The organism is Candidatus Limimorpha sp., from assembly GCF_056203535.1.
In genome coordinates, this window is record NZ_JBADWU010000063.1 from 23,880 (window position 1) to 47,930 (window position 24,051).

Annotated in this window: 16 protein-coding genes; 4 read left to right on the forward strand and 12 right to left on the reverse strand. The window is 46.0% G+C overall.

Going from position 1 to position 24,051, the window contains the following annotated elements:
• Nucleotides 1–207: 207 nt before the first annotated feature.
• From AC06MN_RS07660 to AC06MN_RS07705, 10 genes are all read right to left on the reverse strand, one after another.
• Nucleotides 208–1,542 (reverse strand): ATP-binding protein, encoded by a 1,335-nt coding sequence (locus tag AC06MN_RS07660; protein WP_475671770.1) that lies wholly within the window; start codon nt 1,540–1,542, stop codon nt 208–210.
• Between the two features lie 281 nt (nt 1,543–1,823).
• A complete protein-coding gene (locus tag AC06MN_RS07665; RefSeq protein WP_475671771.1) occupies nt 1,824–5,303 on the reverse strand; it encodes a C25 family cysteine peptidase in 3,480 nt (1,159 codons plus the stop codon).
• A gap of 218 nt (nt 5,304–5,521) precedes the next feature.
• Nucleotides 5,522–7,444 (reverse strand): T9SS type A sorting domain-containing protein, encoded by a 1,923-nt coding sequence (locus tag AC06MN_RS07670; protein WP_475671772.1) that lies wholly within the window; start codon nt 7,442–7,444, stop codon nt 5,522–5,524.
• Between the two features lie 91 nt (nt 7,445–7,535).
• Nucleotides 7,536–8,876 carry an ATP-binding protein gene (locus AC06MN_RS07675; protein ID WP_475671773.1) on the reverse strand — a complete coding sequence of 447 codons (1,341 nt, stop codon included), beginning with the start codon at nt 8,874–8,876 and terminating at the stop codon, nt 7,536–7,538.
• Nucleotides 8,877–9,230: 354 nt separating this feature from the next.
• Nucleotides 9,231–10,826, reverse strand: a complete 1,596-nt coding sequence (locus AC06MN_RS07680) for a S41 family peptidase (RefSeq protein ID WP_475671774.1) — start codon at nt 10,824–10,826, stop codon at nt 9,231–9,233.
• A 15-nt stretch (nt 10,827–10,841) separates the two neighbouring features.
• Nucleotides 10,842–12,050 (reverse strand): tetratricopeptide repeat protein, encoded by a 1,209-nt coding sequence (locus tag AC06MN_RS07685; protein WP_475671775.1) that lies wholly within the window; start codon nt 12,048–12,050, stop codon nt 10,842–10,844.
• Between the two features lie 2 nt (nt 12,051–12,052).
• Complete coding sequence (locus AC06MN_RS07690; protein WP_475671776.1) at nt 12,053–12,628, reverse strand: L-threonylcarbamoyladenylate synthase; 576 nt, start codon at nt 12,626–12,628, stop codon at nt 12,053–12,055.
• 23 nt (nt 12,629–12,651) lie between these two features.
• Nucleotides 12,652–13,770, reverse strand: a complete 1,119-nt coding sequence (locus AC06MN_RS07695) for a glycosyltransferase family 4 protein (RefSeq protein ID WP_475671777.1) — start codon at nt 13,768–13,770, stop codon at nt 12,652–12,654.
• Nucleotides 13,767–14,657 carry a glycosyltransferase family 2 protein gene (locus tag AC06MN_RS07700; protein ID WP_475671778.1) on the reverse strand — a complete coding sequence of 297 codons (891 nt, stop codon included), beginning with the start codon at nt 14,655–14,657 and terminating at the stop codon, nt 13,767–13,769. Before AC06MN_RS07700 ends, AC06MN_RS07695 begins: the two co-directional genes overlap by 4 nt.
• 2 nt (nt 14,658–14,659) lie before the next feature.
• Nucleotides 14,660–15,409, reverse strand: a complete 750-nt coding sequence (locus AC06MN_RS07705) for a glycosyltransferase family 2 protein (protein ID WP_475671779.1) — start codon at nt 15,407–15,409, stop codon at nt 14,660–14,662.
• A 1,060-nt stretch (nt 15,410–16,469) separates the two neighbouring features.
• Here AC06MN_RS07705 and fabG point away from each other — a divergent pair.
• From fabG to AC06MN_RS07725, 4 genes are all read left to right on the forward strand, one after another.
• A complete protein-coding gene (fabG, locus tag AC06MN_RS07710; RefSeq protein ID WP_475671780.1) occupies nt 16,470–17,216 on the forward strand; it encodes a 3-oxoacyl-[acyl-carrier-protein] reductase in 747 nt (248 codons plus the stop codon).
• A gap of 155 nt (nt 17,217–17,371) precedes the next feature.
• Nucleotides 17,372–19,444 (forward strand): hypothetical protein, encoded by a 2,073-nt coding sequence (locus AC06MN_RS07715; protein ID WP_475671781.1) that lies wholly within the window; start codon nt 17,372–17,374, stop codon nt 19,442–19,444.
• Nucleotides 19,445–19,576: 132 nt separating this feature from the next.
• Nucleotides 19,577–20,113 carry an FKBP-type peptidyl-prolyl cis-trans isomerase gene (locus tag AC06MN_RS07720; protein ID WP_475671782.1) on the forward strand — a complete coding sequence of 179 codons (537 nt, stop codon included), beginning with the start codon at nt 19,577–19,579 and terminating at the stop codon, nt 20,111–20,113.
• A gap of 208 nt (nt 20,114–20,321) precedes the next feature.
• Complete coding sequence (locus tag AC06MN_RS07725; protein ID WP_475671783.1) at nt 20,322–20,777, forward strand: transposase; 456 nt, start codon at nt 20,322–20,324, stop codon at nt 20,775–20,777.
• 304 nt (nt 20,778–21,081) lie between these two features.
• On the opposite strand, the gene AC06MN_RS07730 is transcribed toward AC06MN_RS07725, so the two are convergent.
• Nucleotides 21,082–21,381 carry a hypothetical protein gene (locus AC06MN_RS07730; protein WP_475671784.1) on the reverse strand — a complete coding sequence of 100 codons (300 nt, stop codon included), beginning with the start codon at nt 21,379–21,381 and terminating at the stop codon, nt 21,082–21,084.
• 99 nt (nt 21,382–21,480) lie between these two features.
• Nucleotides 21,481–23,814 carry a BACON domain-containing protein gene (locus AC06MN_RS07735; protein WP_475671785.1) on the reverse strand — a complete coding sequence of 778 codons (2,334 nt, stop codon included), beginning with the start codon at nt 23,812–23,814 and terminating at the stop codon, nt 21,481–21,483.
• Between the last annotated feature and the right edge of the window lie 237 nt (nt 23,815–24,051).

Consider the following 24,051-nt stretch of genomic DNA (forward strand, 5'->3'; position numbering starts at 1 on the left):
GGGATTTTTTCGGGCGCAGTGGAAGATTAATTGCATTAATTACCATATTTATACGAAAAATAAAAAACCGCCACCCATGAATGGCGGTTTTGCCCGTAGAGACGCGATATCGCGTCTTCAACAATTACGTTTTTGGCAGACGCGATGAGTCGCATATCCAATCGTCCGTTGGGTTTCGCCTTGCCGCATCTTAAAGCAAATCGGTGTTCACAGCAAGCCTGTCATGTAAGCAGGAACGCAAAGCGTCTCGCTGTCTTTCATTAGGTCTTTCGTGTAAATCAGATAGCGTGACGAAACGCGCGATGCGTATTTCTTGCAAAAGGCGTCTAACGAAACATGGGCGTTATATCCCGATGATTTCACTTCAATCGGGCAAATCTTGCTGCCCTTCGTAAGCAGGAAATCGACTTCGTAATTGTGTTTTTCGTCTTTCGGGAAAGTGTAGAAAAACAGTTCGTTTCCTGCTGCCTTAAGCATTTGGGCCACGAGATTTTCATACACATAACCCAAATTGGCCGGCAACTTGTCGCTCAATAGCTTTTCATAGATGATGTTTTCAGTAAACGATTTGTCCCAAAACGCCAAGGTGACAAACAGGCCGGTGTCGCTGAGAAACAGTTTGTAGCGCGACAAGTCCTTGGTCAACGACATGCCGACATTCGGGTCATCGGCATGATAAGCCACATTCACAACCTTGCTGTCTTCCAAGGCAAAAATCATTTCTCCAAGCCTTTCGGCATTGATGTTTCCGACAACCTTCGTGGGCTGAAAACGGGCAATGTTCTTGCTCAATTGCGATGGAATAGACATGAAAAGTTTGGCGATTTTTCCTGTCGGGTCGATTTTGACAAAGTCGTCGGCATAAAGTTTTACAATGCTACGTTTCACCAAATCGACTTCGCTCAAATTGTTCGTCTCAAGGTAGGAGCTGACGGCCTGAGGCATACCACCCACCAGCATGTACAAGCGAAGTTCGCGTTGCTTAAGCTGATGTGCGGCTTTCAGGCTCATTTTCTTTTCAAGGAAAGTCTTCAGCAAAGGCATGGTAACGGTGTCGCCCAACGCCCAGCGGAATTCTTCATAGTCCATAGGATACATCGGCAGACAGTATTCTTCGCTTGGAATGGTAATGTCTTGAACGTTTTTTCGGATGCTGATTAGCGAACCTGTCTCGATGTAATCATAGCGCCCATCAGCCACCAGATATTTTATGGCTTGGCGGGCTAAAGGACATTTCTGTACTTCGTCGAAGATGATAGCCGACTGGCGTTCATATAGTTTTACGCGATAATTCGATTGTAGGAAAAGGAAAATGAAATCCAAATCCTCCAAATCCTCAAACAAGTCCTTTACCTTTTGCGGCACTTTGTTGAAGTCAAGGAGAAGATAGGAACGGTATTCGTTTTTGGCAAATTGCTTGGCAATTGTCGACTTGCCGATTCGGCGTGCTCCTTCAATCAAAAGGGCTGATTTCCCTTGACTTTTCTCTTTCCACAAAAGCATCTGGTCGTATGCCTTGCGCTTGAAAACTATTTCTGTCATGTTAAATTATTGAAAATCCGCTGCAAAAATATGTAAAATACTTCTATCCCCAATATTTTTTATTCAAAATTATAGTCTATACCCGATTTGTTTTATTTGAAATAATAGTCTGTCCCCGATATTTTTTCTTTAAAAAAGTAGTCTATCCCCGATTTGTTGGTGTAGGATAAAGCCCTGTTTGATTTGAAAATCGTGACGTTTTTTTCGTAAAACCGTCACCCAAGCCATGCCTGAATGACGGTTTTTATGTAGAGACGCGATTCTTCGCGTCTTTATCAGTATTACCTGACGGCAATCTTTCGTGTCGTCACATTGCCATTGTTGTAAATCTTCATGATATACAGGCCTTTTGCCAAACTGCTGACATCAATTCTCTGTGAGCCTTTTGCCGAGCCGCAGGTGACTTGCTGGCCGATGCTGTTGAAAATGGAATAATTGAATTCGGCATTGCCGCCATTGATGTAAATCACGTCATCGGCAGGATTTGGATAAATGCTGAAATTGTTTTCCGTTTCATTGACGGCCCAGTCGAATTCGACCAACAGGTTTTCCGGCATGGATTCGCCGCCGGAATAGATGGCCGTGACGCTGTAGGTGTAAGTCATGTCGTCATGAAGTTGGTCGGTGTAATTCGTGGCACTTGTCTCGCCCAAAGTGATGCCGTTGCGGGCAATGCGGTAGCGGTAGGCACCCGCAGGAGCCGTCCATGAAAGGGTGACATCGTAGCCGTTGACCGAGATGTCGAGGTCTGAAACAGGATTGTAAGTCTCATCGTATCCGCAACTTACATCGAAACTTCCGCCTTGTGGGCCTTTGCTGAGAATGACGGTACCGTCTTCGTAACTGACGGTGTAGGAACATTCGCTGTCCCAGTTGCTGCCGCTCTGCCAGGTGAGGGTAACGTGCGAGCCGTGGTGGAGCCTGCGTTCGTAAGTGGCATAGGCTTGCTGGCTGCCCACATACATATCTTCGGCAGGTGTGCCGTCGCTGTAAACCACATGAAGCCTTGAGTTGTCCCAGCCATCGCTCCATTTGTCGGCGAGTTCGAAAATGACGAGGCAAGTGTTTTGCAGCGTGGCCGTGCCTTCGGCTATGGTGTTGCCATCGGCCATAAGGCTGAATGTGAGCGGAATCAGTTCCGATTCTGGGCAGTTTGAAGCAATGGTGACATCGAAAACGGCAGTGACGATACCGCTCGGCGCAATGCTGCCAACGGCAATGTTTTCTTCACCGAAGGTGACATATTGGCTTGTCGATGAAATGCTGATGTTTGCATTTGTGGCGACATGATGGCCTACGTTTTCAAATGAGGCTGCAATTTGCAGGGTTTCACCCGGTACAAATTCGCCAGGACATTGTGCCTCGGCAAATTCCATGACGGCTTTGTTGGCCGTGATGTTGACCACGCCTTCCCAAGTCTCAGAGCCACAAGTTGCAGTCGTCGTGAGATGGAAACGGGTTTCATCGGTCACATTTTCGTTGATGCGGTAACTGAAACCGTTCAGTTCTATTGTCGCGTTTTGTGCCAAGGCGTTGAAACTTGCCGAGCCATTGATGATGGTGATGTTCGGGTCGTCGCAAGTCAATGAAACCGTTGTAGTTCCGTTGGTTGCTGTCGTTCCGTTGTTTTTGAAGGTGATGGCCAAAGCGTTTTCTGCGCCGATGTGTGCTTCGCTTGGCGTGTAGCTTTCGATGGTGACGAAAGGACCGTTGATTTGGGCGGCAGGAATCTCTTCAAGATAAGGGACACGCTGCGGGTGTGTCACGCAAAGGGTAATGTTGCCGCTTGTGGTGACAGGCTCGATGTCGAAGACAAGCGTGCCGGTTTCGTCAACCAGACCTGTGCCTAAAATGGTGCCTTCTTTTGTGAGTGCAACATACGAACCTGGGTCGGCACTGACTTCGTAGGTGGTGGCTCCAATCGGGACAATAGCCGCATGAAAGACTTGATTCTCAGCAGGTCTCACATGATAAGGCATGATGGAACCGTCGCCGAGGGTGTGGTAGCATTGCCAGTAATAGAGTGGGGAGGAGTTTGAAGATACGGTATAACCGCTGTTGACGTGTGCGTATGTGACGGCCAGGTTGCCCAAAAACACCATCGACTGAACGGTGTTGTAGCTGTCATCCATCCAAACGCCATCGTAAACGCCAGTGGTAGTTTCGGCTTTGGCTGGCATTTTGTAGAAGACATTCGTCGCACCTACACCAAAGTAATAGTCTTCGTACCAATAGGTTGAAGGACAGCTTCCTATGTAGGCAAAGGCGCCTTTGCGTGGAGCGCGGACCATGGCTTCACCGAAGCAGGTTCCTGAGATGCCCCAGTCGGCGGCTAGGCAGCAGTTGCCCATGGCAAGGAAATACTTATCGGTATTCGTCAGGTTGTTGACATCGTTGACTTCGAAAAGCGGATCTTCCCAATGGTCGTTGGCGCCGTGGGCGGTGTAGTTGACAAAGCCGACGCCGGTGTTCAAATTGTTGTAGCAGCCGGCATAATCGTTTGGATTGTAATAATCGTAGACATTGGCGAAACCGTGTTCGGCATTGTAATAATTGTTGACGGCATATTGTATGGTCGGAACGCCAGCCTTCGGATTCCAGGCTTCGTCCCATCCGGCAATGAGCAGGACGTTGTCCAAATAACTTGGGTCGGGCATGGTGAACTGTTCGTATTGCAGGCTCTTTTCCAAGAGGTTGTTGAGTTGCTCGACGTTTTCGACTGGCATACGGCTGTGGAGCATGTCGGGGTAATAGTCGTTGTCGATAACTTGATAATAAAGGTCTGTTACGCAACTTGTTGCGCTGCCAATGGCACTGGCAGGAATCTGGTCCTTGTCGCCAATGATGACAAGGAAAGTTGGTGCGGTTTGGTAATATTTCGTTTGAATGAACGACTTGATGGCTGAGTTTGTTGTGCCGATTTGGTCGGTGTAGTTCACATCCATATAGAATCCTTTCTTGATTTTCCAGTCCACCCAATCCTGAATGGCGTTTTCAAACATGCGGTCGGCGATGACCAGCATCTTGACAGGTGCCTGCCAAAGGTCGGGATGCTGCTCATACACATCGTTGCGCCAGTTGAACATCTGACGGTAAATCGGCGCGAAATACACGCTTGCCGTCCGTGCAAATTCATCGTAGGCAGCCGCTTGGTCGTATTCGCCGTAATTGACTTCAACTTCAATATCGTTGAAGACCTTCAATGAATTGCTGACGGCATCGTATTGCACGGGATTGATGACCAGCGAAGCGACTTGAATGCCGCGCAGCGTGCCTTGCAGTTCGATTTCGGCCAAAGGTCGCTCGGCAAAACCTCTTGTGGCGTAGGCCTCGGCATTATAATGGAAAGGCACTTCCTTCTGGTCTTTCCTGACCGAAAGCTGCTGCGGTGCGATGACCTTGATGCCGTAATCGGATAATTTGTAAATGGTTGTACTGTAATTCTTCACTTCAACGCTGACATTCTTTGCGCCAAAAGGAACGGCGACAAGCTGATGCACAGCAGGCAAAGACGGCTCGCCCGTCTTGCCGTAGTTGAAGGTGTTGCTCATGGTGATTTCCGAAAAAACGCCTTTTTCGGTATTGACAGCGTTGGCTTCGATGCTGCCGAAAGAGAAAGTGGCGGTGAAACCTTTTTCGGTCGCGTTATCGCATTGCTGCACGGATTTGGCACCATTCAGATTGATGCGGTTTTGCGCCTGTGCGCTGAATAACATTCCTAATGAGAGGATTAGGCTGAGGATGATGCTTGTCTTTTTCATAAAATAAATGTTAGCGGGTTATGATTGATTTTAAAGTTGACAAAAGTAGGAAATATTTGGGAAAGGGACGCGATTTTTGAAATTTACATTATTTCCCAAAAAGGAAACCGCCACCCAAGCCAATGCCTGAATGACGGTTTTTTTTGTTGTAGAGACGCGATGAATCGCGTCTCAAACCCATCGAAATTTAGACGCGATGAATCGCGTCTCTACAGAGATTATCTAATCACAGTCTTCTTCACCGTGACATTGCCGTTAGCATCATTCATTCTAACGATGTAAAGGCCTTTGGTCATGCCGCTGATATTGATTTCGGTAGCGTTGCCGTTGGCTTCCACGGTCTTGATGCTTTGTCCGATGATGCTGATGATTTCCACTTGGCTGAGGTTATCAGCGTTCACGATGAGGCTGTTGCCGTTTTGGAAGATGCTGGCCGACATTGCGTTTTCATTAACTGCGGTGACGGTAACGGTAATGTGGTCGGCACCATCGGGCGTGAGGGCGTATTCGGATTCGCAATCTTCGTAGACGGCGGTCAGGCGGTAGGTGTGGTCGCCCATAGGCACTTCATCGAAATAACTTGTCAAGTTTCCGTCGATATTGATGACGGCCTCGTCTTCGATTCTGTAAAGATTGTAGGAGAGAGGTTGTGTTTCAGGAGTTTCCCACGAAATCATGGTGCCGAAAGCTCCGTTTTCCTCGTTCCAGAAATATTCGCCTTCAAGGTTAGTGGGAGGGTAGCAGGTTGCAGGTGCGATAGGTCCCAAGGTACCTTTTGTGTCGATGTTCTGACCGTAAATATTGCCATCATCCTGATTGGTCCAGACAAGGATGTTCTGTCCGTTGTGGAAACCGCTGCTGTTTTCGGCGCCGGTCTTTGCATCTTGGATGGTGTTGATATGTGTGCGCCAAGCCTGGTTGCCGTCCATGTCGAAACCGAGGGCTTCAATTGGTGTGCCGCCGTATGGGCCGTTCATGTAGGAAACCATGAAACCGCTGCCATCAGGATAAGCATCGATTTTTGCGTCAGTGTATTCATAGCCGTTGTCGTCGGCAATGAGAATGCCTTCGCCCCAAAGCACTTCGCCCGTCGGGGTGATGCGGTTCATGTAAAGTCTTGATTCGGATTGTGCATAAGAATCGGTTTGGCGGTAAACCAGAATGATGTCGTGCGACACTGGATCGACCGTAGCGTAAGGATTACCGTAGAAGTTGGCTGGGTCGGTGGTGTGAACCATGGCGCCATTCGGGTTGCTGATGGTCGAAACACCGTTGGCGTCGAAGTGGAAGACGTAGGTGTTGAACGCTTCGGCGATGCCTGAGTGGAAGATGTAGGCATAACCGCCGCCCATTCCATCGGAGATTTCATAGTGAATGTAGGTGGAACCGAAAACTTGTGAAGCCATGAGTTGGGCTGGAGGTGTGGCGAGGCCGCCATCAGTAGCGTAGCCGGCTACCCAGATTTGTTTGTCAACATACCACATTCCCGAACCTATTTTTTCGTAGGTTACGAAGACGACACCGTCGGGACCAGGGGTCAGGAGAGCAAACAGGCATCTCACGCCTGAGTCAGAGATGGTGGCGGTGGGGTTGAGTGTGCCATCGGCATTGATGTAGCGCAAGTATAAGTCTTGGGTGTCGGAGACCAAGACCCAAACGCCGCCATCGTTGCCGGCTTGGAGTTCCACTCTCGAGCAGCCGTAGCTTCCGGCAGGAAAATCGATGACCGAAATGCCTTGCTCGCCCCAAACGGCGTTGCCGTCTTTGTCGAATTTCATGGCAATGCATTCGCCTTCATAGTTGGCAAAGCAAGTCACCACGCCATTGTCGGATGTGGCATCCATGGCATAGCCTTCCGAATAAGAGGAAAACTGGTGGCTGCCGACGTGAAGGCCAGCGTCGCCCCATTGCGGGACGCCGTTCACATCGAAGCGCTGCAGATTGACACCCCAACCGTTGGAGGCCATGTCGCTCCATTGGATATAGGTGTTGCCTGAAGCCTCGTGGGTGGCAATGTAAATTTCGCCGGCATCGTCGGATGCAGTGGCTAATCTGGTGTTGGCTGTAGGGTCGTCGACCCATTGTGCCTGCATTGCACTGAAAGCAAATGCGCAAATCAGAAAGAGTATGGATTTTTTCATTTTTGTAAGGATTTAGTTTGTAATGATTTGGAGGCAAAAATAATGATTTTTGAAATCCAAAAGCCAAATAAAGAGTTTGTTGCTGTTTTTTTTAGACTTGTTTTAGCAAAAATGCCATGTAAAGAGGTAGTGTCAGCACAGCACCTTCGCGGCCTATGTTGTAGTTGCCGAGCTTGATAACTGAATCAACGTGATATTTTTCGGGATGTGCCAGAATGGTTTTGGCGCTTTTTGTGTTGCCTGTGCTGGCTTTCACTTCCAAAAGCGTACATTTGCCTTTGTAGCGCATGACGAAATCAATTTCAAGACCGGAATCCTTGTGATAATAGTAAAGTTTTCGTCCCATTTTGTTGAAAATGTCGGCAATGAGATTCTCGAAGATGGCTCCTTTGTAGCCAAACAAGTTGCCTTGCAGGATGTCAAATTGTGTTCCGTCTTCCAGCATCGAGACGAAAAGTCCTGTGTCGGCCATATAGATTTTGAAGATGTCTTTTATTGCGTTTCCATCTAATGGTAATTCCGTGATTGATAGGTTGTAGCAGCGAGCAATGATACCGGCATCCTCAATCCATTGCAGCGAACCTGCATATTTTGCCGCCGTTGAACCTTTCTTGATGAGTGAATATTGGAATTTCTTGTTTTCCTTTGCCAATTGTGCGGGAATGCTTTCAAAACACTCGCGGATACAAGGTTTGTCGGAGTCGGAAGCGTACTTCACCATATCATCCTGATATTCGTCGACAATGTTTTTCTGGATTTTTTTCACGGTTTCCATGTTGTGCGTCTCAATGAATGCATTGACGGCTTCGGGCATTCCGCCAACGATGACATACTGCAGCAACAATTCGTGCAAACGGTTATGAATGGCCAAAGGAACAGGAACTTCATCTTCCATACATTTACTGATTTTGTCAATGACAGGTTGCGTTATGCCGTTGGCCCACAAAAATTCTTCATAATCAAGCGGATACATTTCGATAATGTGTTCGTATCCTACGGGTACGGAGCGCGGCACTTCTTTTTCGCCGTTTGCTTTCTTTATGCCATAACCTTTTACGCCAAGCAGCGAACCGGTGCTGATGACATCGAAACGGCCATCCATTTTGAAGAATTTCAAGGAGGTTCTTGCTTGCGGGCAGTCCTGAATTTCGTCAAAAATAAGGCAAGTCTTATTGGGTTCGAAAACAGCTCCTTTCACTAAAGTTGTCAAGTTGATGATGATGTCGTCCACATCCAAGGAGTTTTCAAATGCAGTTGACAAGGTCGGCTTTTTTGCAAAATTCAGGTATACGACATGCTTGTAATGCTCTTTCGCAAACTTCTGGACAATGTAGGTTTTGCCACATTGTCTGACTCCTTTAATTACCAGCGGCATCTTGTTTTTACTTTCTTTCCATTCAAGTAACTGATATTCAATCTTTCTATTTAACATTTCTAAACTTTTTCAAACGACTTTCCGCTGCAAAGATAAACTTTTTCAAGGGACTTTTTGCATGTTTGCACAACTTTTTCAAGGTACTTTTTATGCAAGTTCGCAACTTTTTCAAGGGACTTTTTTGTAAAATTATGGAAATCAAATGATTGTGTATGATGAATAAATAACACATAGAGACGCATAATCATACGTCTCTATGTGTTAAAATGCAATAAATCAAAATGTTATCTCTAATTTAAATGGCTTTTGGCGATTGGTATCAGGCTCACAACCCATTAGGGAAAAGTGATTAATCGTTGCTTGATGATTTGATAAGCCACTGGCTAAAAGCTAATAGCCAAAAGCAAAAACTTACTTCAAAATCCGCTTATATTCCTTCTCGTTCGACAAAACCTCAATGGCTTTCTGAATGCCGTTGTCTTCGGCAAGCATCACTTCGTAGTATTGCTGCATTTCGTAGACATTGCGGGCGATGAGAGCCTTCACTTGCAGTCGGATGAACTTTTCGGAGCGTGCAAATTCCTCTTCGTTCCATTCCACCTTGTTGTCTTCGCCTGCTTTTTTCAGTCCGGCAATAAGGTCGTCGCCAACGGTGAATTCCTTGTTGAATTGGGCGAAATCGGCGTATTTCTTCAGCATTTCGTCTCTGTGCTGCAGTGCGTAATCGGTCGTGAAGCGGTTGAGTGCGCCTTTTCTGACTAAGTTTGTATAAAGCTTACTATTAAAAGAGGTGTCTATCGGAATGAAAATGTCAGGCATGATGCCGCCACCGCCGTAAACGATGCGTCCGCCGTCGGTCTTATATTTCAGTGAATCAGGAAAATGAATGCTGTCGGCATGGAAATATTCGCCGTTTTCAAGGCGTTTGGTCATTTCTTTATAATAGTCTTCAACTCCTTTTTCGTATGGACGCTGGATGCAACGGCCAGTCGGTGTGTGGTAACGTGCTGTCGTCAAACGGATTACGGCACCGTCGGGCAGATTGAAAGGTCTTTGCACCAAACCTTTGCCGAATGAACGCCGGCCAACGACAACGCCGCGGTCGTGGTCCTGAATGGCGCCCGAAAGGATTTCGCTGGCCGAAGCCGAACCTTCGTCGATGAGGACAACCAGTTTGCCTTGGGTGTAAAGTCCGTCTTTGGTGCTTTGCCATTCCTGGCGTGGCTGGTGAAGGCCTTCCTGGAAGACGATGAGTTTGTTTTCGGTCAGGAATTGGTCGACCAATTCGATGGCGGTGTTCAGATAACCTCCCGTGTTGCCGCGCAAGTCGAAAATCAACGATTTCATGCCTTGCTCGTTGAGCTTGGCGAAAGCTTTCTTGAATTCGTCGGTCGATTCCTGGGCAAAGCGGTCGAGTTTGATGTAACCGATTTCATCGTTGATCATGAACGAGGCGTTGATGCTGTTCAACGGAATCTTGTCGCGGATGATTTCAAAATCCATGAGTTCGGGGTCGTTGCCGCGCTTTACGCTGAGAACGACTTTGGTGCCTTTCTTGCCGCGCAAATGCTTCTGAACGTATTCGTTATCAACCTTTTTCCCGAAGGCATCTTCGCCGTCAATCTTGATGAACTGGTCGCCAGGCATGATGCCTACTTTTTCGGAAGGCCCGCCAGCCGTCGGGCTGATGACGGTGATGGTGTCGCGGATGAGTTGGAAGGTGACGCCGATGCCTTCGAAACTGCCCACCAAAGGCTCGTTGGCTTTCTCGACATCTTTCTTTGAAATGTAGGCCGAATGTGGGTCTAACTCCTTGAGCGTCGCGATGATGGCATCTTCAACGACCTTGTCGGAATTGGTCGTGTCGACGTAATAATTCTCGATGAGATACATCGTGGTGGCGAATTTCTGTGCATTCAGCTGTGCCTTGCTTGGCTTTTGGTTTTGTGCTGTGGAAAACAATGATGCCAGAAGCAAAATGCTGATAAATAAAGTCTTGATATTCATTTTGTTTAGTTTTTATTATCTTTGATATTCCATGTCTTTTGTGAAAGTACCGTCGTAGAAAATCTCAAAATTGATGGTATATACGCCGTCGAGTCCTTTCCATTTTATGGTTCCTTTCCCGACGTATAAAAGCGGTGCAGCATCGGGGCTTGGGTCGATGCCGTTTCCTGTTGCAAGGCAATAGGCTAACAGAGCTTTGGCTTCTTTTTTGCCGCCAATTGCAGCTTGGGTCAGATAGTTGATGGCTTGTGTATAGACGTTCAAGTCGCCATAGTTTCCGAACATGAGCTTGAAACCTTCCTGATAAAGCTGGTCGGCTTCTGTCTTTATTTCATCGGCTTTCATTGGCTCTATACGGATGTTTTTTTTGCTTTTTTCCTGTTTCTGCAAGTCTGGAGATAAGGCTAAAATGAATTTGTCGTATTGGTTTTGATTGGGGACGACGGCTTGGGCATACATCTCCTTGGATTTGTCTTTGTTTTCATCAACGACAATGCCTTTGTCGTAAATATATGCCATTTCCATCTGAGCATTGGCATAACCTTGTTCTGCGGCTTTTTTCACCCAAAGGACATATTGGTTTTGGTCGCGTTTCACAAGGTCGCCGTCGCGATAGAGCAGCCCCAAGTTGTATTGTGCAATGGGCAATCCGTAATTGGCGGCTTCGCGAAGATAATGCAACGATTTTTCGATATCTTGCCCAACGCCTTCACCTTTGTAATATAGATAGCTTAACTGGTATTGTGCCATAGGTATGTTTTGCTCCGCTGCCTTTTCGTACCAATAGATTGCCTTCGCCATGTCTTTATCTACATGTTTTCCGTTTTCATAGCAGGCACCTATTTCAATTTGGGCATTGGCATAACCTTGTTCCGCTGCTTTCAGTTGATAGAAAAAGGCACTGTCTTCGTTGAAGACCACGCCAGAACCATTGTAAAAGGCTAAGGCCATATTGAATTGGGCTTCGGCATCCCCTTGATTGGCTGCTTTCCTGTACCATTTTGTCGCTTCGATGAAGTATCCTTTTTCGGCATAAAACTGTCCCAACTCGTTTTGAGCTTTCACATCGCCGGAATCGGCTTTTTGCATGAGTCTTTCATCGGCTTTCAAGGCGGTGCTTTCTTGCAACGGCTCAACATTGACGTTGAGGCAGGAAACCATGAAAAGAAGTCCCAATGCCGATAGGGTAAGAAGTCTGATGGTATGGTTTGTCGTTTTATGCATGTTTATCTTCTGATAATGTCGAAAGTGTTGTCTTTGTTCAATTTGATGATGGTTGAACTTTTGGGTTTGCCGAAAACATCGTGATAGAGTTGCACGGTGTAATCGACGGATTGCTTCACTTCTTCGGTTATGTCGTTGAATGTCAATGCTGACGGCTGACCCGAAAGGTTGGCCGATGTCGAGGTGATGGGCTTGCCCAACTGACGGATGACTTCCTTGCAAAAGTCGTTTTCGACCACGCGGATGCATACAGATTTGTCTGCCGAGACGTTTTTCGCAAGGTTTTTGCCTTCATCGTAAATGATGCTCAACGGACTGGTGGAGTGCTCAATTAAATCGTAGGCTATGGCTGGCACATCAACGACATAATCCTTGAGCCGGTCGGCACTGTCAACTAGAATGATAAGACTTTTGTTGGCGGGTCTTTTCTTGGCTTCATACACTTTGTCGCAAGCCTTGCTGTTGGTGGCATCGCAACCTATGCCCCAAATGGTGTCGGTAGGGTAGAGGATGGTTTTCCCTGCTTGCAGGGCTTCGACGGTTCTTTTTACTTCTTCTTCAAATGGTGTCATGCTCATGGTGATAGTGTTTTTGATTGATGTTAGGATAAGGATAAATATATGTCCATCAATGATTTGGCTATTGTTGCATCGGAGAATTTCTTGACGTGTTCCTTGCCTTTGCCAATCATTTGCAGTTGCAGGGCTTGGTTGCGGAGTATTTCATCAATGGCGTTGGCAAGGTCGGTTTCGTCGTTCAGCGATACATAGCGGCTTCCGGCTCCTCCGCTTTCTCTCAGGCAGGTCTCATTGGAAGTGATGACAGGCACGTTGCTGTGCAGGGCTTCGATGATGGGAATGCCGAATCCTTCGGAAAGCGATGGATAAATGAACAAGGATGAGCTTTGGTAAATTGTCGGAAAATCCAGGAAATCAACATTATGGAGCATCAGCACTTTTTCTTCCAAATGGTTGGTCTTGATGAAATCGTGCAAGGTTTTGGCATATTCCGTTTCTTTCCCGATGATAACCAAAGGAATGTCTATGTTGTTGGCTTTCATTGCCTTGAGAATCAATATTTGATTCTTCCTTCTTTCAACGGCACCTACATTCAGCATGAAATTTTCGGGCAGATTGTATTTTTGCCTGACATGCTGTTTCCTTTCTTCGGTGCATTTGTGCTGGAAAATCGGGCTGCAACCTTGGTAAATGACCTGGATTTTCGATTCGTTGATGTTGGCAAACTCAACCAAATCCTGTTTCGTCTGCTCGCTAATGGCGATGACTTTGTCGGCAATCTTGCAGCTGTGGAAATACTTGAGTTTGTACATTTTCCTGTCGAAAGCTGGATAAAGTTCAGGCTGCTTGATGAAAATCAGGTCGTGCATGGTGACTATGCTCCGCGCCTTGGTCTTTTCGATGCCCCAAGGCAATTCGTGGCTCAGTCCGTGAAAAACGTCGATGTTTTCTTTTTTGATTTCCGAAACCATTCCGAAACTGCGCCATAAGGCACTCAGGCTTCTGTCGATTTTATTGCTCGGAAGAATGATTTGGGCATTGACGGGACAATCGAAAGAAATGCTTTTGTCGATTTTCGGCGTGTATAGAAAATGCTGGTTTTCAGGGAACGACGACGACATGATGCGGATGGTGTCGCGGCTGTAGTTGCCCAATCCGCGATGGTTGTTGAAAGCCCGTTTTGCATCAAACCCGATTCTCATTTTCCTGTTATGCAGTGTTTTATTATTTTGAATTTTTCAATGAAAACTTGCCATTTGGTAAGTTCGTAGTCATTTAACGGCAAAATTGCAGGCTCGCCGATTTTCAGGAATTGATGCATGAAAATGTTGGCAGAAAAGCCCCATTTCATAGTAAATGTGTGACGGCCTCTGTTTTGCTTCACCCGTTTTGTCGATTTGCATCCGAAATGATAAACCAGACTGTTTCCTACGCCAATGAAATTGCGAACTCCAGCATTCCAAAGTTTCAGGGAAAGGTCAGGGTCGGAATACATGCCCGGACTGAACTCGATGCTCATTCCGCCCACTTTGTCCCATAAATCAAGGCTGACGAGGACTGGCGGCCATGTGCTTCCTGACCAGTCGGTATGTTTGAGATTCTGGTATTGTGAAAGCAAATCGTTTTCGCGAAATGTCTGTAAATCATCGCCAAAATCGGCTATGATGCAGCATGGGTTATTGCCGTGAGGCTCAATCATCGTGGCGGATATCATGCATGTTTTGCCATCCATGCTTTGCAGTTTTTTGTCCATGAAAAAATCCCATTTCGGAAGGAAATACATGTCATCGTTGGCATAAAGAATGTGTGTTGTCCGAACCAAATCGCGGCAAGCGTTCAGTCCGTAGCAAATTCCAATGTTGGTTTCGGAATACACATAATCAATGTCGCTTTGGCTTTCGACCCATTCTTTTGTTCCATCAACACCTTCATTGATCATTACGATGATCTGATGTCGGTATGTCGAGTTTTTCCTCAGACTTCCGATGCATAACTGTAAATAAGGCAAATTGTTCCACGTCGGTATGACAATGGAATATTTGGCATCGGTTTGTGTTGCGCGAAGGCTTTTGAGAGTGTTCAATTCCATGTTTATGATCTTTTTGCAATGAGTTTGCGCTTCAAAAATACGCTTTTTGCGTTGATTTGGCTGATTCTTAATCCAGTTTTTCCGTCAAGGAAACCTGCCTTGAAAACGTAATCGTGCACGAAACGCCAAAAACAATGAACGCAAGCTCCAAAAATTGTGCCTTTTTTGCCTCTGGCGATGGCATCTTCAGCCGACAGATGGGCGAATTTTTCGGTTTGACGGCGAAATTCAGCCTCGCTGTAATAGGAATAATGGTATAAGTCGCCATCGATGCGGACAGTCTCGTGATCGGCAGGAATGGCTAATGTTTCGTGGACTTGACCGCCCGTCCAACTGACAAACCTGCGGTCGAAAATCCTGATTTTGTACTCAGGATACCAGCCGCCATGACGAATCCATTTGCCGCAATAATTCATCAGCCGGTTCATTGAAAACACTTTTTTCTCCGCGTTTAATTCTTTGATTTTCTGAATGGATTGCGCCAATTCAGGTGAAACAGCTTCATCGGCATCGATGGAAAAAATCATGTCGTTTGAGGCCAATGCGTTGGCATATTGCTTTTGTTTCACATAGCCTTCCCATTGGTGTTTCACGAACTTCACGCCCAACGATTTGCAGATGGATTCGGTGGCATCGTTGGAAAACGAGTCGACCACAATGATTTCGTCGGCAATGCCTTGCAGCGATTGCACACAACGGCCAATGTTTCTCTCCTCGTTGAGGGTTATTATGACGGCTGAAAGAGTGTTCATGCTTCTAAAATTTGGCAAAGATAGTTGTTTTTGGGCATAAATTTGTCATAAATCTTGCATTAATCTTTTTTGCCTTCAGCAGCGGACAATAAATGCGAAGTAAGTTTTAAAGCGGTTTTTCTTGCCTCCACGTATCGCACGTATCTTTTTATCAAATTATCGTCAGCCCATCTGTCAATTTATGCGCAAGGCGCATTTATAATTTCTGTGCAATCTGTAATATCTGTAGTTTGTTGAAAATCAGTGTAATCTGCAAAATCTGCGGTTTAAAAAATCATGTTCCGCCAAGGCGGGAGAGAGTAAATGTGGAGTAAATTACGGAGTAAATTAGGAGTAAATTTTTTTCATGCGTCAGCTAATCTGTGAAAATTCATGCGCTTGCGCATATAAAATTTTCTGTATAATCTGTAAAATCTGTAGTTAATTGAAAATCAGTGTAATCTGCAAAATCTGCGGTTTAAAAAAATCATGTTCCGCCAAGGCGGGAGAGAGTAAATGCGGAGTAAATTACAGAGTAAATTAGGAGTAAATTTTTTTTCATGCGTCAGCTAATCTGTGAAAATTCATGCGCTTGCGCATATAAAATTTTCTGTATAATCTGTAAAATCTGTAGTTAATTGAAAATCAGCGAAATCAGCGAAATCTGCGGTTCAAAAACACTCTGCATAAATCAGCGTTATCTGCGGGAGAAAAAAACGTGTCAATTCATGCTCTTTGTTCCCTGAGCCTGTCGAAGGGTGAATTTAATAATATCTGTATAATTTGTAAAATCTGTAGTTAATTGAAAATCAGTGTAATCTACGAAATCTGCGGTTCAAAAACTCTCTGCATAAATCAGCGTTATCTGCGGGAGAAAAAATCAGTACAAATCATGCTCTTTGTTCCCTGAGCCTGTCGAAGGGTGAATTTAATAATATCTGTATAATCTGTAAAATCTGTAGTTAATTGAAAATCAGTGTAATCTGCGAAATCTGCGGTTCAAAAGCTCTCTGCATAAATCAGCGTTATCTGCGGGAGAAACGGAAATTTACTTATTTTTGCATCTTTAAACTGATTAAAAATGGAATTACTCAAAGGAAAAGTCGCTCTCATTACGGGTGCTGCCCGCGGCATTGGAAAGGCAATCGCCTTGCGTTTTGCTTCCGAAGGTTGCGATATTGCTTTCACTGATTTGGTTATCAATGAATTGGCTGAAGAAACAAAGAAAGAAATTGAAGCTCACGGTGTGCAGGTAAAAGCCTACGCTTCGGATGCTTCCAATTTTGAAGATACGCAAAATGTTGTCAAACAGGTGAATGACGATTTCGGTCATATTGATATTTTGGTCAACAATGCGGGCATCACGAAAGATGTTGCCTTGAAACGCATGACCGAAGACCAGTGGGATGCTGTCATCAATGTCAATCTGAAATCGGTGTTTAATTTTACGAAGGCTATTCAGCCGATTATGTGGAAACAAGGCGGCGGAAGTGTCATCAACATGAGTTCGGTGGTCGGTTTGGGCGGCAATGCCAACCAGTGCAATTATGCTGCATCGAAGGCTGGCATCATTGGCTTCACGAAGTCGGCGGCCAAGGAAATGGGTGTGCGCAACATCCGTCACAATGCCATTGCTCCGGGCTTCATCCTGACCGAAATGACCAAGGCTTTGCCTGAGGAAATCCTAAAAAAATGGGAGGAATCGATTCCGTTGCATCGCGGCGGAACGCCTGAAGACATTGCCAACGTGGCGGTCTTTTTGGCTTCCGATTTGTCGAGTTATGTCACGGGCCAGGTGATTCATGTCTGCGGCGGCATGGCGATGTAAGGCTTGATTTAAAGATTTAAATATTTAAAATTCAAAGATTTAGTAGAATAAAAAAATAGCAAACGCGCCCGCCCTGAAAGGGCAGTTTGTAGTAGCAAAGGACAGAGCGAGCCGGCGAGCGGCACCCTTTGCGAAGATTTGGATTTTTTTGAAAAATGAATGTTGGTTTGCCGATATGGATGTTGTTGGTCGCCTTGCTTGTAGGCGTGGCGGTTGCGGGATTTTTGTATTTCCGAAATAAGAAGCAACATTATGGCAAAGCCTTGACAATCATTTTGTTTGCACTCCGCACTTTGATGACGGCACTTGCCGTTTTGCTTCTTTTCAATCCTTATATCCGGCAGAAAATCACATCGGTTGAGCAGCCGGTTTTGGTTTTGGCGCACGACAATTCGGCTTCCATCGCTTTGGGCAAGGATTCCGCATATTACAAGACGGAATATCTTTCTCAATTGGAGCAATTCAAATCGGAATTGGCTGATGCCTATCAGGTTGATTCATACGAATTTGGACAAGAAATCCGCGATTTCGACCACCTTGATTTCAGTGACCAGTTGACCGATATTTCAAGCCTTTTGCAGACTTTGGGCCGTCGTTATTACAAGCGCAATGTGGGTGCCGTGGTGCTTTTCTCCGATGGCGTTTACAACCGCGGTTTTGAGCCTGAATTGCTGGCCCAGAAGTTTCCATTTCCGATACATACTGTGGTTTTGAGCGACACGGTTTCCTATCCCGATTTGTCAATCAAGAATGTGCATTACAATAAGGTGGTTTCGCTTGGCGCGACTTATCCCGTGCGCGTGACGGTCGGTGCCCGTGATTTGGCCAATAAAAAGGTGACGATTACCCTTTCGGAAGATGGAAAACTGATTGATAAGCAGGAAATAACGATTCCTTCGAATCGTTTTTCAAAGGAAATCGACTTTATGCTTGAAGCCACTTCAAAAGGTGTGAAACAGATTGATATTGAGGTAGGTGGCATTGAAGATGAAGAACAAATGCTGAACAATGTGAAGCACATTTTCGTTGAAGTGCTCGACCAAAAATATAAGGTGCTTTGTTTGGCCAATGCGCCACATCCCGATTTGTCGGCAATACGCAGCGTCTTGAACGAAAATTATGAGGTCGATTTCGCTTTTGCAAAGGAGCAAATTCCTGATTTTGCGAATTATAACCTTGTCGTTTTGCATCAGGTGCCGTCCGAAAAAACTGATTTCAATGCCTTGAAATCGCAGTTGGAAAAGAATAGGAAAATGCCTTTGCTTTTTGTTGTCGGACCGTCTTCCGATTTGAAATATCTGAATGAAATCCAGAAGGTTTATGCAATAAATAATGGTGCGACGAATGCGGTTTTGGATGTCAAGGCGCATGGAAATGCTTCATTTTCAACCTTTACGATGGAAAGTAAGGATTTGGAATTTGTCAACAGGTTCCCGCCTTTGGCTTTGCCGCACATCGAAATCACGCCATTGGCTGCACACGACGATTTGCTTTTGCAGGATGTGATGGGCGTGAAATCCGGTTTGCCGTTGCTGAGTTTCGCTCAGGATGGCCGTAAAATGGCGTTTTTGTTCGGGACGAATGTGTGGCGTTGGCGTTTGTTTGAATACTATGAATCTGAAAATCATGCTGTTTTTGACGAGATATTTACTAAGTCTTTGAAATATTTGCTGTTGGCTGCCGATGATGGTTCTGCCATTTATTGCAAGGAGGAATATTACAGCAACGAGCCGATTGTCATTCGTGCTGAATTGCGCAATGCAAGCAATGAACTGATTACTGATCCTGATGTGAATATTCAGATTGTCAATAAGTTGACGGGCGATACATACGATTATGCCTTTGCCAAACGTGAGCATGATTATGAATTGAACGCTGGAATTTTGCCTGAAGGCATTTATACTTATAAGGTGCAATCGCAGATTGGCGATAAGATTCTGACGGTGAACGGTTCGTTTTCGGTGGTTGCCATTGGCATTGAGGCGCAACAGTTGACGGCAGATTGGGAAAGAATGTGTAATTTAGCGGCATCAACGAACGGGAAGTGTTACATGGCAGATGATATGCAGCAGTTGTTCGCTGATTTGCAGAACGATACGAGAATAACATCGGTTGAGCATCAGGAGACGCGTTTCGAGGACTTGATTCACTCAAAATGGTTGTTCTTCGTGCTGATTGGATTGGCGGCAGTGGAGTGGGTGTTGCGCAAAATGTTTGGGAGCTATTAGGGTTGAATTGTTTGTTGTTTATTTGTTGAATTGTTTATTTGTAGAGACGCGATTTATCGCGTCTGAAAAATAAAATATCAGTTTAGATGAATCTTTAAATTTTAAATATTAAATTTTAAATCAAATAGTTACATGAAAATTCAAGATCAAACCGTCGTGACAATGACATACGTCTTGCGCGAAAACGATGAAAATGGTACTGTCCTTCAGGAGACCACAAAAGAGAATCCATTTGTCTGCATTTTTGGCATGCATCAGTTGCTTCCAAAGTTTGAAGAGAATCTGATGGGCAAGGAACCAGGCGACAAATACGCTTTCCATTTGACCCCAGCTGAAGCCTACGGCGAACGCGATGAGGCTTACATTATGGATTTGGACAAGGAAATGTTCTGCCAGAATGGTGTCCTCATGGATCTCGTTAAAGTCGGCGCTCAGTTGATGATGCAGACTGCCGATGGTCGCCCGATTGCCGGTATCGTCCGTGAAATCGGTGACAAGACCGTCAAGATGGACTTCAACCACGATATGGCTGGCAAGCACCTCCATTTCTCAGGCGAAATCATCGATGTCCGTGAAACAACGGATGAAGATTTCAACGATAATTGTGGCTGCGGCTGCGACGACTGCAACTGTGAAAGTTGCGGTGAAGGTTGCGAAGGCTGCCATTGATTTGTTCATCCGCCGCATCGCTGGCTCTGCGTCGTAGACCCGACGTGCCGCTTCGCTTGCGACGGGTTCAATGTAGGCTGCCCTTTCAGGGCGTTAGACCATCCGATTCGGTCGCCCTGAAAGGGCAGTTTAGTTTCAGCAATAGGCAAGTGAGCTTGCGAACGACACCTATTGCTGATAAAATGAAAATGCAGATAATTAGAATGATATGACACAATCATTGTCCAAATTGTATATCCACGCGACATTTCATGTGAAGTATAATAGTGTGTTGTTGCGGAAGCAGGATTATGCTGATTTGTATGCCTACATCGGTCAAGTGCTGAAAACGCAGGGTTGCACGCCAATACAGATTGGTGGTGTAGAGAATCATATTCACATCTTGTGCATCATGTCGAAAAACATCGCTTTGACAAAGTTGATGGAGGAGGTGAAGCGCAATAGCAGTCGCTGGATTAAGACCAAAGACGATTATTACAAGGATTTTGCGTGGCAAGGCGGTTATGGTTGTTTTTCTGTCAGTCAGTCGGTGGTAGATAGGACGAGAAGATACATTCAGAATCAGGAACAGCATCATCATGGGACGACTTTCGAGGAGGAGTATTTGGCGTTTCTGAAGGAGTATGATGTTGATTATGATGAGGCTTATTTGTTCTCGGATTAGTTCATGTTCATCCGCCGCATCGCTGGCTCTGTGTCGTAGACCCGATGTGCCGCTGCGCTTGCGACGGGTTCAAGAAAGGCTGCCCTTTCAGGGCGTTAGACCGTCCGGTTCGGTCGCCCTGAAAGGACTGCTTGTTTTCAGCAATAGGCAAGTGAGCAATGCGAACGACACCTATTGCTGAACAAACGCCCTGAAAGGACAGATTATTAGGACTAAACACGTCACAATTATTGTCCGTTATGAAAAACAAAAAAGCCCAGCCATTAGGCTGGGCTTTTGAATTGTTGTAGTGAATGGTTAGGAATTATTTCTTGTTCTTCTTAGCCATTGCGTAGGCTGCACCCATGCCGATGAGCAGCAAGGCACCGCCGCCGAGCGGAGCATCCTGGTCGCCGTCCTGGTTGTGTATGGGGAGCAGAGGCAGCAGGCCGGTATTTCTGTCGTAGCCGCCAGCGCCATAGAAATATTCATCGCTTACGGCACCATAGCCAAACAGACCGCCACCTTGCCGCGGACCGTTGTTTTTGCCGTTATCGAAATACTGTGCCGAAGCACCGAATGTCAGGCCAAGAACGATTGCAATTGTCAATACTAACTTTTTCATTTTATTTCGTATTTATTTGTTCAACTTAATTCATTTGGTTTCCGAGGCTGCGAGGTCTCGAGGTCTCGTGACCCCGAAACCTTGCGTCTCGTATTCCATTTATTTAACAACAATTTTCTGTGTCATACCGTTGAGGTTGATGATATACAAGCCAGCCTTCAGGTTGAGGGCCTTGTTGTAGCTGCCGCTGACGGTTTCGGTGCTGATGATGCGACCGATTTCATCGACGATTTGCAAGGTTGCTTCGCCTTCGATGTTGTCGATGACCAAGTTGCCGTCGCTCATGTAAGCGAAGTCTACTGAGCTTGTCGAAGCGTTTTCTTCAACGCCGGTCATGCTGAATACGAGTTTGAAACGTGAAGCATAGTCTGAAGCCTTGGCCTCGAAGGTGTAGCTTGCTGAGCCTGTCGAAGCAAGCAGGTCGACATCCATGCCGGTCTTATTATCAATAAGGTGTAAGTATTCGGCATCGACGTTCTCGGTGTTCACCGTGATGGTGTAGCTGCCGTTCTTTTCAGCCTTGAAGTTCACTGGGAGTTCGCCTTGGGCTTGAGCAGCGACCACGGCAAAGTCGTCTCCATTCTGAGAGATATAGAGGCAGCTGTTTTCGTTGAAGAAGAACTTGCTCAGTTGGCTGTCACCGCTGAAGTTGATGCGGGCACGGTCCATTGTGTTGGCATTGCGGGTGGCTTTGGCAATGGTGATGTCCATCGCATTGATGTCTCTCGTTGTTTCTTCTCCCTTAACGAAGGTGACGCTTTCTCCTGTAGCATTAGCTTTCACCATGATGCCGGTGCAAGGAGCAATGGTGCTGTTTTCGGCCAAGGTGATGCTTTCACCATCGCAGATGTAGAAGTCCTGTATGCCGATGTTGGCGTTACAGGCAAATGGGTTGCCGATGAGGTTGAAGCCAGCGAGACGGACGTCTTCATAGGCCAAGGTCTTGCTGCCGTCAGTTGCATTCAGTGTGCCGACAAATTCTATGGTCGTGTTGGCTGCATTGGCATAGAGGTAGCCTTCCTTGTTGGTGATGCTGAAAGCTGTGCTTTCATAGTTTTTCCATTCTATATCGGCTGTCTGCTCAAACTTGTAGAGGTCGAAAGTGCCGTTGTTGAGGTTATGGCTTGTGAGGGTGGCCATAGGTGAGGCTACGAAATGCCAGCCATCGTTTACACCTTCTGTGGTTGAATAAGCTGCAACTTCCTTACGCATGGTGGCCTGTACGCCATCATTGCTGTGGATGAGTTGTGCGCCGTCTTCGATGATGAGGTTGGCAGGGTTTTCGTTGCTCATTGTGCCTGTAACGGTGAGGGTCTTGCCACTCAGGATGATGGAAGGGCCGGCAACGGTTAATGAAGCAAGTTCGGTGTCTACATCGTAAACGCGGGTGTAGTAGTGGGGGGTGCCTGGGATGCCTTCGTCTTTCTTGTAAAGGTAAACAGGACTTTGACCACCGTCTTTATAATAACGGAAGTATCCAGCAGTATTATAACGGAAAACGGCTCCAACAGCATTTCCTCCTAATGCTAAGTTGATTTCGTCTTCTGATACGAAATTGATAGTTATTGGGTATTGTGCTGCAGTTTCTCTGTTGGTTGTAGAGGCTAATCCGTTTGAATTAGATGATTGGTAGTTATATTTCCCATCTTGTGTTTCTAGCAGATATGTGTTGCTGCCTTCAATCTTTTCTAAAGTTACGTGATATGTGTCGCCCCATTGTGCAGAAACCGTATTTTCGTCTTCGCTAAGATTACTTTCAGGGTTAGCTTTTTGATTTGGTTTTCCTAAGCCATCTGTGCCACCTGTACTGCCATCGGCAAATATTTCTGAGGAGTATGCAATCAGGTATTCTCCGCTCCAGTCGGTTAATGCGGATGTTACCTTTTCATAATTGCCGGAACCAGCAATGCCGCCTTCTTCTCTTGAGAACACGGCGAAAAGGGTTACAACGCTGGTAGGTGTGTAAGGATTGGCAACGAACTGGATTTCGCTTTCGCTTTCAGTCCAACCGGCGAATGTGAATCCTGTAGGAATGTTTGTCGGATCCGAAAGAGTAATTGAACCCTGAACTGGTTGTGGTTCGCCGACAACGCCATTCGAACTCATTGTTAGGGTGTAAGGAGCACCATTTTGCGTGACGGTAACATCCTTGTCGTCGGCACCGTCGTATGAGAGGGTGATGGTAGCAGTGCGTTCAGCATGAGTCGTGTTGGCTGTTGTGGAGAAAATGACGCTTTCATCGCCAACTTGGATATTGGATATCCAATCCGCTTCTGTGCTTGCCGCCAAGGTCTTTCCGGTAACGGGATTTGAAATTGCGTAAGCGATTTCACCTGAGGTGGCATCGTAGGTCAAATTTACTTCATCATCTGCATTGATTACTGGGTCGGGGGAAGGAGTGCTTTCTTTATAAAGCGCCTTAATTCCGCACACCTATAATAGATTAAAAGGAATAAAATCCTGAGCAACAAAAAGTTGCCCAGGACATTGCCATGTCAGGAATTTCACCTATCTTAGTGGTGGAAAAACAAAAACAAGCAAAAGACTGACAGACATGGCAAAGATAGAGATTAAATCCGACAGGATCACGCCATTCGGCGGAATTTTTCCCGTGATGGAGCAGTTTGACTCCATGCTTTCCCGGACGATAGACACCACGCTCGGCCTCAG